General features: G+C 65.0%; 12 protein-coding genes. 6 read left to right on the top strand and 6 right to left on the bottom strand.

Annotation, left to right across the window (positions count from 1 at the left end; all coding sequences use genetic code 11):
• Window positions 1-51 precede the first annotated feature (51 nt).
• Complete coding sequence (locus F0Q34_RS16600) at window positions 52-261, bottom strand: hypothetical protein (protein ID WP_149813363.1); 210 nt, start codon at window positions 259-261, stop codon at window positions 52-54.
• A gap of 175 nt (window positions 262-436) precedes the next feature.
• Between F0Q34_RS16600 and F0Q34_RS16595 the strand changes: the two genes are divergently transcribed.
• Complete coding sequence (locus F0Q34_RS16595) at window positions 437-1,534, top strand: sensor histidine kinase (protein WP_149813362.1); 1,098 nt, start codon at window positions 437-439, stop codon at window positions 1,532-1,534.
• Between the two features lie 205 nt (window positions 1,535-1,739).
• On the top strand, window positions 1,740-3,833 hold the full coding sequence (locus F0Q34_RS16590; protein WP_161600916.1) for an amylo-alpha-1,6-glucosidase: 2,094 nt from the start codon (window positions 1,740-1,742) through the stop codon (window positions 3,831-3,833).
• Window positions 3,834-3,837: 4 nt separating this feature from the next.
• Here F0Q34_RS16590 and F0Q34_RS16585 read toward each other — a convergent pair whose 3' ends face one another.
• From F0Q34_RS16585 to F0Q34_RS16575, 3 genes are all read right to left on the bottom strand, one after another.
• The gene (locus F0Q34_RS16585) at window positions 3,838-4,350 is read right to left on the bottom strand and encodes a cupin domain-containing protein (protein WP_149813360.1); all 513 of its coding nucleotides are present in this window, start codon (window positions 4,348-4,350) and stop codon (window positions 3,838-3,840) included.
• A gap of 88 nt (window positions 4,351-4,438) precedes the next feature.
• Window positions 4,439-4,798: a hypothetical protein gene (locus F0Q34_RS16580; RefSeq protein ID WP_241665541.1), complete on the bottom strand. Its 360-nt coding sequence runs from the start codon at window positions 4,796-4,798 to the stop codon at window positions 4,439-4,441.
• Window positions 4,799-4,893: 95 nt separating this feature from the next.
• Window positions 4,894-5,616, bottom strand: coding sequence for a DUF7168 domain-containing protein (locus tag F0Q34_RS16575; protein ID WP_149813358.1), 723 nt, complete (start codon window positions 5,614-5,616; stop codon window positions 4,894-4,896).
• Between the two features lie 145 nt (window positions 5,617-5,761).
• On the opposite strand from F0Q34_RS16575, the gene F0Q34_RS16570 reads away from it, so the two are divergent.
• Together F0Q34_RS16570 and F0Q34_RS16565 are read left to right on the top strand one after the other, a co-directional pair.
• Window positions 5,762-6,949 (top strand): AAA family ATPase, encoded by a 1,188-nt coding sequence (locus F0Q34_RS16570; RefSeq protein WP_149813357.1) that lies wholly within the window; start codon window positions 5,762-5,764, stop codon window positions 6,947-6,949.
• A gap of 134 nt (window positions 6,950-7,083) precedes the next feature.
• Window positions 7,084-8,022, top strand: a complete 939-nt coding sequence (locus F0Q34_RS16565; RefSeq protein WP_241665540.1) for a ParB/RepB/Spo0J family partition protein — start codon at window positions 7,084-7,086, stop codon at window positions 8,020-8,022.
• Window positions 8,023-8,070: 48 nt separating this feature from the next.
• Here F0Q34_RS16565 and F0Q34_RS16560 read toward each other — a convergent pair whose 3' ends face one another.
• Window positions 8,071-9,111 (bottom strand): replication protein RepA, encoded by a 1,041-nt coding sequence (locus tag F0Q34_RS16560; protein WP_149813355.1) that lies wholly within the window; start codon window positions 9,109-9,111, stop codon window positions 8,071-8,073.
• Window positions 9,112-10,091: 980 nt separating this feature from the next.
• Here F0Q34_RS16560 and rpoD point away from each other — a divergent pair.
• Window positions 10,092-11,924 carry an RNA polymerase sigma factor RpoD gene (gene rpoD, locus F0Q34_RS16555; RefSeq protein WP_149813354.1) on the top strand — a complete coding sequence of 611 codons (1,833 nt, stop codon included), beginning with the start codon at window positions 10,092-10,094 and terminating at the stop codon, window positions 11,922-11,924.
• Window positions 11,925-11,968: 44 nt separating this feature from the next.
• Here the strand turns inward: rpoD and F0Q34_RS16550 are convergent, their stop codons facing one another.
• Window positions 11,969-12,721 carry a 2-keto-4-pentenoate hydratase gene (locus F0Q34_RS16550; protein ID WP_149813353.1) on the bottom strand — a complete coding sequence of 251 codons (753 nt, stop codon included), beginning with the start codon at window positions 12,719-12,721 and terminating at the stop codon, window positions 11,969-11,971.
• A gap of 107 nt (window positions 12,722-12,828) precedes the next feature.
• On the opposite strand from F0Q34_RS16550, the gene F0Q34_RS16545 reads away from it, so the two are divergent.
• The gene (locus F0Q34_RS16545) at window positions 12,829-13,377 is read left to right on the top strand and encodes a chemotaxis protein CheW (protein WP_149813352.1); all 549 of its coding nucleotides are present in this window, start codon (window positions 12,829-12,831) and stop codon (window positions 13,375-13,377) included.
• Window position 13,378: the final 1 nt, after the last annotated feature.

The following is a 13,378-nucleotide window of genomic DNA, read 5'->3' as shown; positions in this document are numbered from 1 at the left end:
GCGCCGTTTGACCGGCGATTCCCGATCGGGCATTTCTAGCCCTCGCAGCTATTACTCGCGCTTTTGTGATTTCAGGGCAACAGAAAAGCCTTGCGAGGTGGCTATTTCCGAAATGCAGCAGGCCAGATCTGCCTTCTCCGGAGTTGCACCAGGAAGCTTGCCCAGTCCTTTTCTTTTTGAATGCGCATCAATCCGCAACTCAAGATTGTGATGAAGCAAAAATTCAGAAAGTATGCCACCTAGATGCGCCGCTTCGCTCAACCCTGAAGTGTGTTCAGCGAACAAGCAGGCCTATTTGGAGTAAATCACCTTGGGCCAAGCCCTGCCGTTCGAGCAGCCTCGATCCGCTGCTCCGACCCCATTGCTCGCGCGAAGCTCGGATCTGGCGGTCCTCGGCATCCGCTCGGGTGGGAGCCGCCAGCGGCCGCGAACGGAAATGGGGCGGAGCATCGAGCAGGTGGCCGATCTGGCCTGCGCCGCCTTCGGCGTGACAACGGCCTTTGCCTGCCTCACATCGCCGTTGCCGCAGGGCCAGGAGGTGGGCTGGCCGCTGGAGGAGTGCGACAGGGCGGCATGGCGTTGGCTGGCCCGGCAGGAAAGGCCGATGGTGATAGAGGATAAGGGACACATCCCTGGCCAGGCCGCCGCGTTGCCGCGGCTGCGCGGCTTCACGACCCGCTTCTGTGCCTCGGCCCCTCTCATTGTTCGGGATGAGCAGCGCGGCGCCCTGATAATCCTGTCCGCGGAGCCACCTGCCCCCGGCTTCTCGGAAGATGACCACCAGAGGCTGCAATCCCTGGCCGGGATGCTGGCGGCCCATTGGGAGCTTCGGCTCCGGCAGGAGGAGCTGGCGGCACAGCAACAAAGCCTGCTGGCGGCACGGCGCGAAACAGACCGCATCCAGGCACGCTATCAGCGATTGCTGCGTGAACGGGACCAGGTGATCCAGATGATGGACCACCGGGTCGGGAACGGGCTGCAGATGGTCAATGACGCCCTGTGCCTCCAGGCCTTGGCCGTGGAAGACAAGGAGTTGGCGGACCGCCTGGCCGCCGCGGCGGGACGCATCCAGGCAGTGGCCGACCTCCACACCCGCCTTCGCGGCCAGCCGATGAGCCGGCGGATTTCCGCCGGGGATTATCTGGGAACCCTGGTGGACAGCTTTCGCCGGCTGTTGCCAGGAAACGCGCGGCGGGTCCGGGCCGATCTTGGCCCGTCTTTCATGTTGAGCGCCCTCGATGCGCCACGCCTTGGCATGGTTGTGTGGGAATTGTTGTCCAACGCCGTTCGGCACGGGGCCGGCGACGTGGCCCTTTCCCTGCAACATGACCCTGTGGCGGGTTCCCTCCGGGTGCTTGTCACGGATCAGGGCCCTGGCTTCAGACTGCCGGCTGAGGCCGCAAGGCGGAGCGGGGAGAACGGTCAGTCCGGCCTGGCCCTGATCCGCCTGATCGGCGGCGGCGAGCCGGTCGTGGTGGAATGCGGCCCACCGACCACCGTCAGCCTGACGTTGGATATTTCCCTGGAGAGTTGAAAGACCGAGTGGATTTTCCCGGCCGGCAATCCGGAAATCGCTTGAAGCGGAGGGCTCCAACTCTTTACGCATAATGAGGTTTCAAGAGGAACGGCCCCAGCATGCGCCATGATTTTCCGTTCGTTGGTGCACCGTCCCGATGATGGATGCCCCGGTCCCGATGGTGGCGGCGGAAGATAATACGGAGCCACAAAACAGCCATGCCATGACCCTCAAGCATGGCGAAAGCTTTGCCGTGTCAGGCCCGGATGGTGAGCTGGGCGGCGGTTCCCAGGGCTTTTTCCACCGCGATACCCGGCATTTGTCATTCCTTTGCCTGCGTCTGAACGGCGCCCGGCCAATGCAGCTCAGCGCCGGATTGCAGGCGGACAACTCCGTGCTCACCGCCGACCTGACCAACCCGGCGCTACCGGATAATGGCTTTGGCGCGCCCCTCGGCCGCGGGCAACTGCATCTGCGCCGCACGCGCTTTCTTTGGGGCGGCACCTGGCATGAGCGGCTAGCGATCCGCAATTTCTCCGGAGCGCCATGCCGGTTGCGGCTGGAATTCCACTTCGCTGCCGATTTCGCGGATCTGTTCGAGGTTCGTGGGCGCCGCCGAGCCCTGCATGGCGAGCATCACCGGCCTGACTTCAAGGACAATGGTGTTCATCTGTCCTATACGGGCCTCGACGGCATCCGGCGCCAGACCGCCCTGTGCTTCGATCCTCCGCCACGCCTTCTCGAAGCGCAGCGCGCGGTGCATGAGCTGGTCCTCGGAGCAAATGGCCGCACGACCCTTTTCCTGTCCGTGCGCTGCGGCGAAGGGCAGGAATTGCCGCCACGGCGTGGGTTCGGCGTGGCCTTGCACCAGTCACGCGCGGCCCGCCACCTGTCCAACGCGAAATTGGCAAGGGTGGACAGCAACGACACCCTGCTGAATGCGGTCTTGCGCCGCTCCGTGGCCGATCTTTCGATGTTGGTGACGGACACGCCGCATGGCCCCTACCCTTACGCCGGCACGCCCTGGTACAGCACGCCGTTCGGCCGTGACGCCTTGATCACGGCATGGCAGACCTTGTGGCTCGACCCCGGCCTGGCGCATGGCGTCCTGCACTTCCTTGCCGCGCATCAGGCGCGGGAAGTGAATGCTGAGAATGATGCCGAGCCCGGCAAGATCCTGCACGAGATGCGGCAGGGGGAGATGGCGCTGCTGGGGGAGATCCCGTTCCGCCATTATTACGGCAGCGTGGATTCCACGCCTCTCTTTATCATGCTGGCCGGTGCCTATCTGGACCGCACCGGCGACACTGACACCTTGCAGGGCTTGTGGCCCCATATCGAGGCGGCGCTGGGCTGGATCGATCAGCATGGTGACAGCGACGGCGACGGCTTTGTCGAGTACCTCCGCAAGACGCCGAACGGGCTGGTCAACCAGGGCTGGAAGGACAGCCACGACGCCATCTTCCATGATGATGGCAGCATCGCCGAGGGCCCGATCGCGCTGGTGGAATTGCAGGCCTATGTGCATGCGGCCTGGCTGGCCGCGGCCCGGATCGCCCGTGCCCTTGGTCAGGCTACGCGCGCCATTCAGCTCGAAACACGCGCGACGGAGCTTCAGGAGCGCTTCGACGCCGCTTTCTGGGATGCGGAGCTTGGCAGCTACGTGTTGGCGCTGGATGGGCGCAAGCGGCCCTGCCGCATACGCAGTTCCAATGCGGGCCATGCGCTGTTCGGCGGGATCGCGCGGCCGGATCGAGCGGCGCAAATGGTGCGGGCCCTTCTGGAGCCGGACGCGTTCTGTGGCTGGGGCATTCGCACCGTGACGTCCCGCGCGGCACGCTTCAACCCGATGAGCTACCACAACGGCTCCGTCTGGCCCCATGACAACGCACTGATCGCGGAAGGCTTCGCCCGCTACGGTTATCGCCAGGCCGCGATGCAGGTCTTCTCCGGCCTGTTGGGGGCAGCGGGACATGATCCCGCCCACCGCTTGCCGGAACTGTTCTGCGGCTTCCGGCGTCGCCAAGGCGAGGGACCGACGCTTTATCCGGTGGCCTGTTCGCCGCAGGCCTGGGCGGCGGGCACGCCGATCGCCCTGCTCGGCGTCTGCCTCGGACTTCGCTTTGATCCCGCTCGCCGCACCATCCTGCTGGATTCCCCGTTGTTGCCGCCCTCGGTGGATCACCTGGCTTTGCACAATCTGCAGCTGGGCGGCGGGCGAGCGGACATTCTGCTCCGACGCGGCGGCAATGGCGTGCAGATGGAGGTCCTGGAACAAACCGGCGGCGTTCAGGTGCGGATGCTGCCCGCCGCCTGATGGGTCAGCCGGCGGCGGGATCCTTGTGGATCGGGTCCACCCAGGCCACGTCCTCCGGCTTCTCCACCGGCTCGATGTCAAGGTTCACCACCACGGCCTCGTTGTCGCTGCGCACAAGGACGCATTCAAGCGTTTCATCGGAAGACGCGTTGATCTCCTGATGCGGCACAAAGGGCGGCACATAGATGAAGTCGCCCGGCCCCGCCTCGGCGGTGAATTCCAGCTTCTCGCCCCAGCGCATCCGGGCCTTGCCCTTGATGACATAGATCACGCTTTCCAGCGGTCCATGGTGATGCGCGCCGGTCTTGGCGTTGGCATGGATGTGAACTGTGCCAGCCCAGATCTTCTGGGCCCCGACGCGTGCCAGATTGATGGCGGCGGCCCGGTTCATCCCCTGCGTCTGGGCAGTTCCGGTATCGAAGCTCCCAGCGGGGATCACCCGCACACCGCTATGCTTCCAGCCATCCTCCGGCGCCGATGCAGGAAGATCATGGTGCTCATGGCCATCATGCGGCATGGCAATTTCCCCTTTTTTCTCGTGGTTCAAAAATTTTGCGAGCTACCTGCCTTACCGTCAAGCAGCGGTCATGACGGGCTGCCAAGGTTCACAAGGCCAGGTCCCACTTCTGCGAAGGATCGACGAAAAGCGGGCGTGCAGTCCTCTCATATCCAAGCTGCGCCTTTTCCATCGAGGCGAGCAGTTCTGCCGGGGGCCATCTCAGATAGCGTGCCAGCAGTTGCGCATACAATCCCATGAAAACCGCCCCGTGCCCATCGGTCTTGCCATCCGCTGTCGAGCTCAGGACATGCGCCAATTCGTGCAGCAGCACCCAGGAGGGAATCTCGGCCGCTACACGGATGCAAAGGCGGGATGCATCGGCGATCCGGCGGGAGAACCGGGGAGGCAGTCGTTCGACCTTAGGTGGGTATTCGAGCTCCAGTTCCAGCCAGATCGCGTCCACCATTGGCTGCAAGATCCCGAAGGACAGGAGAGTCAGGTCGCGGGGGGCAACTTCCCGATCCTCCCACTGGTAAACACGGCTCCGCTGCCGGTCAGGCGTCATCTAAGCAGTGAGGCATCTTGTTGCCTGAGAGGGCGGTTCAGGTTGACCCGATCTCCCGCTGCATAGCCATCCCTGTAGGCATGATCGGCCCGGATGACCTGCCCCCGCCCCTTCACCAGCCGGATAGTGGTGGCCTTGAACGCCGCTTCCACCGTCTGATCCTTGGCAAGAATCAGGGTCCTGCCCTGCGAATGCTGCCGGTGGAGTTCGTCATGAAGTGTTCGCCGCAATGCTTCCAGGCGCTCCGCAACGCGCGTTGCCATTCCCGCCTGATAGCGTCGCTGCGCTCCGGCCAAGGCCGCGCCCTGCAAGTGGCGATGATTTTTGCGAAACATCAGGCTCTCGCTGGTGATGCTGCGAAGGATCACATCGTGAAGGTAGAGCGCCAGGGAAACATCCTGCTCCATGCCAAAGAAGACATAGGCCGCCTTGCCATCCTCCCGCTGGATCCAGACCTTGCAATCGCAGAACCGGGCCAGTGCCGGAATGCAGCAATCAATCGGCCGCCGCCGGATGCCAGGCCAGGCCACGCTTTGCTGGACGCAAGGTGTCTGCCTCAGGGCTACCTCGTCCATGGTCAGGGCGTAATGCTGCAGCAGGCGGCCCACCATTTCCGCCGCCGCCAGCGCCTCGGCCTCCGTGCAGCCATTCTGGGTCGTTCTGGCAAGCAGGGCGCGGATGCGGGCCTTCACCCGCTCCCGCTCAGCAAGCTGCTTCATGCTGTCTCCTAGAAGTTGGATGCATCCAATCAGCGCCGCAGATGGGGGGGCATGGATTGGATGCATCCAATCGAGATTGACTATGAAGGGTAATTACGCGAAGGAAAACCTGTATGGCAATGTCTTAGGAACCCTCGGGAGCACGATGAGCACACATCGCATTTTTGGCCATGTGGCCGAGGTCCTGCAAGCCGCACAGCGAACCGCCATCGAAGTCGAGAACGCGCCCGACAAGCGCAAGCGCCTGCGCCAGTTTTCCGTTCAGGAAGCCGCCTCGCTGATGGGATTGACGCCCCGGCAGGTTCGCCAGGTGGCAAAACTGGAAAGCAGCGGCAAAGGCATCGCGCCAAGGGCGCGCATGAGTTTTCAGGAACTCCTGGATGCAAGGCAGGCCGCCGCCCTGAAGCTGAAACGGCTAGATCTTTGGCCAAAGCGCAGGGCCGATGAGCCTATGGCATCCATTGTGTTCACCAATTTCAAGGGCGGCTCCGCGAAGACGACCACCAGCGTGCATTTTGCCCAGTATCTTGCCCTCGCGGGCTACCATGTCCTGTTTATCGATCTGGATAGCCAGGGCAGTGCCACTGCCCAGTTCGGCCTTGATCCGGTGCATGAAGTTCAAGGAAAGGATTGCTTCACCGCTTGGCTTCAGCGGCCAACGCTGGATGCCCCGGAACTTCTGCAACGGCTTTGCCGAAGGACCTATTGGCCGTCGATCGACCTGCTCCCCGCAGGACCGGCCTTAGGTGAAGCGGAAGATATCCTCTCGAGCCGGGCCGCCAGCGGCAAGGCAGAGGGAACCCTGTATTTCGATGAGCTGGCCGCCCTGCGGGAACAGCTCCAGGAGCGCTATGATGTCATGGTGGTGGACACCCGCCCCGATGTGAACATGCTGATGACGACGGCACTGCATGCTGCGACAGGATTGGTGATTCCGACGCGGGCAACCATGACCGACCTTGCATCGACGGGTGCGTTCTTCTCGCATCTCGCTGGATATACGGCGGATTTCGAGGCCGCCTTCGGCCAAAGCCTCGGTTTTGGCTTTAGCCAAATTCTGCTCACGGATTTCGATCCTGCGGACCGGAGCCAGGAAGCCCTCGCTGCGCTGCTGCGGGACCGCTTCGGCGATCTGGTGCTGCCTGGGGCATTTCTTCATTCCCGTGTCGTCGGCACGGCGGGGTTCGGCAAGGAAACCTTGTACGAATACGAGCCGAGCACGGACCGGGCCGCCTATAACCGGGTGCTGGCCAGCGTGAACGGCGTCAATCAGGCGCTGGTGGAGCAGATGCGGCTGGGCTGGGGCCGCGCCATGAAGAAGGGATCGGCATGAGCAAGCGCAATTCCCGCTTTGGCGCCCTGGCCCAGGCCGTGCTCGAAAGCACGGCGCAGCTAGCGCCAGTTGCCGAGGCGGCGGAACCCACTCCGCACCGGCCAAGCTTGGCGCTTGGCCTTGCTTCGGAAAGCTTGAAGGAGCGCATCGCGAGGCTGGAAGCGGATCTGGCGGCTGCGGGCTCGGCCAACCAGGCTCTGGAAAAAGAGCTGACCCAGGCTCGCTCCGTGGCCGGGACAGCAGGCGACAGCGCGGACGAATTCCTTTTTCTTGATCCTGGGCTGGTGAACGACACGCTGCCACGTGACCGTTTGCCGGGCGCATTCGACGGGCCGGAATTCCTGGCGCTGCTGGAGGATATCCGCGCCAATGGCCAGAACGACGCCATCACTGTGCGTCACAACGGGCAGGGTTACGAGATTGCCGCGGGGCGGCGGCGTCTGGAAGCCTGTCGCCGCTTGGGCATTTCCGTGCTGGCGCGCCGGCGCGACCTCGATGAGGCCGCGATGCTGCGTGTGCAGTTCTCGGAAAATGAACGGCGGGAAGACATCTCGGCGCTAGAGCGGGCACGCTGGTTTGCCGAGGTTCGCACGCGGATGAAGCTTCAGGGACGGGATCTCGCGGCACAGTTTGGTCTGGATCCATCGACTTTCAGCCTTTACCTCCGGCTATCGCGCTTTCCGCCAGAGATCACGGAGCGCCTGCGCGCGCCTCGCAGGCTCGCCATGCTGCGTGCGCGGCGGGTCATGGAGGCCATTGACGCCGATGCCGGGATGCTGCCTCGCATCCTGGCGGCGCTCGACCGGCAAGCCCAAGCGGCAGGTCCGGAGGAGGGTGGGGTCGATCCGGATGAGCAGATCGCATTGCTGATGCGGGTCGCCGAGGGGAGGGGGGTCCCCTCGCCGGGACAATCCGGCAACCCGAAACGGCGCCACGTTGTTCACCAGGGGCAGCGCATCGGCACCCTGACGCGGAATGGCGGGCAGTGGGTGTTCCGCTTCGCGACATCCTTGCCGGACGGCACCGTCCAGCGTCTGGCCGATCGCCTGCCTTCCCTGCTGCAGGATGACTGACTTCCGTGGCGATGCGAACCTTGCAAGCCGGTCCGCCACGTCCGGCGGTCAGGGGCTGATGGGGGGTGGGGAAGGTTCCAGCAGGAGGCCACGATCCGTCACCCGGACGCGGGCATTCTTGTAGGCGGAAAGCGCCAGGTGCAGCGGCCCCTCGAACTGCGTCTTGAAATTCTTCAAGGCCCCCACGCGAGAACCGAATTGCCGCCACAGGCGGTCCCACCCGATCGGCGTCTCCTTGGGCAGGGAATGCAGGCGGTAGGCAAGCCAGAGATAAATGTCGATGGCCAGCGGAGATGTGGTCAGGTCACGAACGGCGGCCCGGTCCACGAGCACCGGGTGCCGTCGCAATTCGTTGAAGAAGGCCTCCGACAGCATCACGCGCTCAACCAGACGGGCGGTGCGCTTGGAGCGGGGGTCCCGCTCGCCGACATAGCTGAAAGCGTCCACAAGCCGCTGATTGACGATGACGCCCTTCTTGTCACTGCCAAAGCTAAAATCGACGGTGCAGGTCGCCAGCCGCTCAAGCTGGTCCGCGACCTTGCCATTGCTGGGACCGCCCCGGTTGATACCCAGCCTGGCCACCACCGCGCTGGCCGAGCGCCCCATATGGATCTCGCGGCTGCCGCGCTCCAGCGCCTCGGTCTGCCAGTCGATCATCAGCAGCCGGGCATAGCTGCCGAAGGGCGTGCCGATGAATTCCTGACTGTTGTCGTCGCGAAGGCGGACCCCTGGCCGGACAAGAAGGCGGGCGAAATCGGTCTCGATCAGCCAGTTCTGGTCCTTCGGCTGGTCCCGATGCGGCAGGCCCGCGAGGCACCAGGCCGAATAGCTGTAAGCGATCTCGCTGCCGCCCTCGAACTCCCGAACAATGGCCGATGAAGCCGTGTCCGCGATCTGCCGGCCCATGCGGCCGGCCAATACTTTGGGGAGGCTGGCGGCCTTGCCATCCAGCACTGCGACCTGGGCGGCCTGCACGGCGCCTCTGGCTCCCCGTGCCTCGACCACGTCATGCACAGTGGCCGCCGCTGGAAACAGCTCGCCCTGCTCCTGTGCCGTGCTGCCGGGAGATTTCGCTTTCGCGTCGACCATGGGGCGCACCCTGCACGGCAAAGATTGGCCCGTCGATGCGAACCTTGCCAGCGCCGCTGTGAACCTTGCCATCACCGGGCAATGCTTCAGGAATAAGGGTTATTGTTATTGTAAAGGGCTGGCAGGGTTCCTGTGAGTAACTGAATAGAGTGATGTTTTTAATCAGAAATAGGCCTGTGCTTCCTGCTGGCAAGGTTCACAGCGTCTAGGCTCTACCCTCGGCTATTTCGCTGGCAAGGTTCACAAGGTAGTTGTCCAAGGAGGCTGGCAAGGTTCACGAATCGGGGGCGGCGGAAGCTTTCCGGCTGCTGGCAAGGTTCACACCTGGATGTCAGGGCAAGAATGAAGCATTCCGGCTTCACGGCGGCATAGCTTTTGCCTGAGGTCATCATTGGGCGAGTCATTTGAAGCTTGGACCTGGCGCCCTGAAGAACCGGAAGCGGACGAGCCCAGCACTGCTCCTGGACAGTGCATCGTCCGGCCCGGCTGCCGGCAGGTACCTGAAACCCTTGAAGCAACGTCGCACCGCATCACAGCCAAGGAAGGCGCGTCCCATCGGTCCGCCACAACCAAAGCACCAGCCGACCATTGCATCCTTCGCATGCCAGACCAGCAGGCTGATGGAGGTCCGCCACTCGGATGACGGATCGTGACTGGGCGATGACGGTTTTTAAGCCGCTAGGTCATCTTCTGTGATGCAAAGATGCCCAACCTTCTGGCATATGGCGTCCCTTCGATCGAGGCGAGGCGCTTGGGCAAGGCTGTCATGACACAAAGGATGGTTGCCGAGGGGTGTTTCCGGTCGTTTGAAATTCCTATGTAACGCGTGGCCACACGCGAGTGGCATCCAGTCCCGTTCTGCGCCCCAGCCCGCATGTCCCTTGCGACGTGTCGGGCCGGTTCGTGTCAAAGGCGGAGCAGGGCCGGGTCCAGGGATCTTCCAGGTCCCCCAGAAGACGAAAGAAGCACGGGTGAATCGCATGGACGGGATGTTTAACTACGGCGCGCCGGATCAGGGTGAGAGCGAGAACGGCGCGAGCCTCAAGCCGCGTGTGGCGTTCGGCGGCATCCTGCGGCGTGACGGCCAGGAGAACGGCGACCGCATGGAGCAGGACCTGTCCGCCGATCCCGACTGGCGCCCCGAATTCGCCGAAGGCTTTGTTGATCCCGATCAGGAAGGGCATGCCCCCGCCTCGGCTTCCGATCAGGAGGAAGAGGAGCGGCCGGCCGAGGAGGAGGGTGAAACCTCCGGCGAAGAGCAGGGCGAGGAGGGCGGCAACGTCAACGAGGCCACCATGGCCCGTTCCGACGACCCCGTCCGCATGTTCCTGCGTGAGATGAGCGGCACCGACCTGCTGACCCGTGAGCAGGAAATCGCCCTCGCCCAGCGCATTGAGGCGGGCCGGGACGCCATGCTGGCGGGCCTTTGCGAAAGCCCGCTGAGCTTCAACCACCTTCGCGAGTGGCGCGCGGCTCTGGAACAGGGGCAGATGCCGCTGCGTGACGTGGTGGAGCTGGAAGCCATGGCGGCCGATGCCGCCAGCCCCGCCGCCGCCGAGGCGGAGGAGGTCGAGGAAGGCGAGCCGGCACCGCACGCCACCCTCGACGAAAAGATGAAGCCCGAGGTGCTGGCGGCCTTCACCGCGGCCATCGAGGCGCATGACGCCCTGCGCAAGCTGCCGATGAACAGCGAGGCCGCCCTGGCCTTCCGGGTCGAGATGGTGGGGCTTTTCGGGGCACTGCGGCTGCGCCCGGCGCGGCTCGACCTGCTGGTCGGGCAGATGCGGGACGTGAACCGCCGGCTTCTGAGCCTGGATGGCCGCGCCCTGCGCATGGCCACCGCGGCCCGCATGGATCGCGAGCTGGTGCTGCGCCTTTGGGATGGCAGCGAGAAGGGCATGCAGGCCCTGCTGGCCGCCGCCGCCGCGCAGAAGACCAGCTCCGCCCGCCGGGAGGCGGCCCTGGCCGAGCTGCGCGAAGGTTTGCCGCAACTGCGTGCCGCCATTGCCGGTCTGGAGCAGGAGGCCAGCCTTCCCGCCGCCGAACTGCGCCGCGTCTGCGCCGAGGTCGGTCAGGGCGAGCGCGACATGCGCAAGGCGAAGGAAGAGCTGACCCGGGCAAATCTGCGCCTCGTGGTGCACATCGCCAAGCGTTACCGCAACCGTGGCCTGATGTTCGGCGACCTGATCCAGGAAGGCAACATTGGCCTGATGCGCGCGGTCGACAAGTTCGACTGGCGGCGCGGCTTCAAATTCGCCACCTACGCCACCTGGTGGGTGCGCCAGGCGATCACCCGCTCGCTGGCCGATCAGGCACGCACCATCCGCGTTCCCGTCCACATGACGGAAACCGTGGGCAAGGTGGCGCGCATGAGCCGCCGCTTCGCCCAGAAGGCCGGCCGGGAGCCGACGCCGGAGGAACTGGCGGGCGAGCTCGGCATGTCCGTGGACAAGGTGCGCGCCGTGCAGCGCTTGGCGCGGGAGCCGGTGTCGCTGGAGAATCCGGTGGGCGAGGATGACGATGGCCGCCTCGGCGACTTCATCGAGGATGAGAACGCCGTGGTGCCGTTCGAGGCGGCGGCCCGTTCCTCGATGCGCGATGCCACCATGCGCATCCTGTCCGACCTGACCCCGCGCGAGGAGCGCATCCTGCGCATGCGCTTCGGCATCGGCGGCGAAAGCGACCATACGCTGGAGGAGGTCGGCAAGACCTTCAACGTGACGCGTGAGCGCATCCGCCAGATCGAGGCCAAGGCCCTGAAGAAGCTTCAGGTTTCGAAGCGCGGCAAGTCGTTGCGCTCCTTCCTGGCCTGACATGGGAATGGCGGGTGGCCCGTCACGGGCCGCCCGCCATTGCCTCACAGAACGGCGGTTTCCACCGCGCCGACCCCGGCGAACTCCGCGCGGGCCCGGATTCCGGGCTGCACCATCAGCATCCCCGTGCAACTGCCCGTCGTGATCACCATTCCTGCCTTGAGCCCGCCATGGGCGCGTGCGCCCTTGTTGGCCAGCCATTGAAGAAGCCTGATCGGCTCGCCGGCGGAATTGCCGCCCACATGCTCAACGACGACCTGGCCGTTGAAGCTGAGCCGGACCGGCAGGGCAGGGGGGGTGATGTGCCGCCATTCCGTGACCGCCGGCCCGATGACCAGGGCGCCATGGCTGCCCTGATCCGCCGCATGACTCAGCTTGTCAGGACCCATGGCCTTGAAGCGGCTATCCACGACCTCGATCGTCGGATGAAGCGTGGCGATCGCAGCCAGCACCTCCTCCCGCGTGTAAGGCGTCTCACGCGGCGGCAGGTCGGCGCCGAGGCTATAGCCGATCTCGGCCTCGATGCCGATCAGGTTGAACTCGGCGGCGTCGAACGGGGTGTTGTCCCAGCGCAAGGTGGCGGCGTGCAGGGGCGCGCCGGCCGGTTCGGCCTCGGGGCTGGCCGCGCCCACCTTCCAGCCCGCGACCGGTCCCAGTTCCGCGGCAACCGCGGCCTGGATGGCCGCGACATCCTCCAGGCTGTGTGGCCGCCCTTCCTCGGGCAAGGCATCCAGCCATTGGCGGCTGCGGCGCGCCTGCAGCAAAGCCTGGGCGGCGACGGCGATGTTGGTGGCCATTGGGCGATCGATCCTCCTCGCGAGGCATCCATCCTGCCGCGCGGGGATCGTGCCGTCGAGGCGATGGCTGGATGGCCGCCTGGCGGGATGATAACCAGGCCATCTTCATGCGAGGAGCATCCAAGCTGAGCCAGGCAGCCGGTTCATCCCCGTCCTTCGAGACCTACCTGTTGCTGCGCATCGGCACCCGCCGATGTGCCCTGCCGCGGGCCGCCGTGCGCGAGGTGCTGCCCTTGCCGCGCCTGTGGCGCCCCCCCGGCCTGCCCCGGCCCTTGGCTGGCTTCATCAATCTGGGCGGCGAGGCAATGCCGGTGCTGGATCTGGCACGCTTGTTCGGCCTCGGCAGCGAAGCGGGCGACGCCGAGGCCGCGCTGTACCGGCATGTGATCCTTGCCAGCCCGGCGCTGGGGACCTCCATGCCGGGATTGCTGGTGGATCGCGTGCTGGATCTGGTGCGCCTGTCCGTCGCGCAAGGCCGGCCCCTGCCGCCCGAGGCGACACTGAATGGCTGCGCCACGGCCGAACTGCCGCTCGATGACGGCTTCGCGCACCTTCTCGATCCCGGGCGCATCCTGCTGGCCCAGGAGCAGGCGGCGCTGGCCACGCTGCGGGATGCGGCACAGGCGCGGCTGAGCGAGTGGGCCGTGCCGGGGTGAG

The sequence above is a fragment of the Teichococcus oryzae genome (assembly GCF_008386565.1).
GTDB classification, from domain to species: Bacteria; Pseudomonadota; Alphaproteobacteria; order Acetobacterales; family Acetobacteraceae; genus Pseudoroseomonas; species Pseudoroseomonas oryzae.
This window is presented reverse-complemented; position numbering and strand designations above follow the sequence as displayed.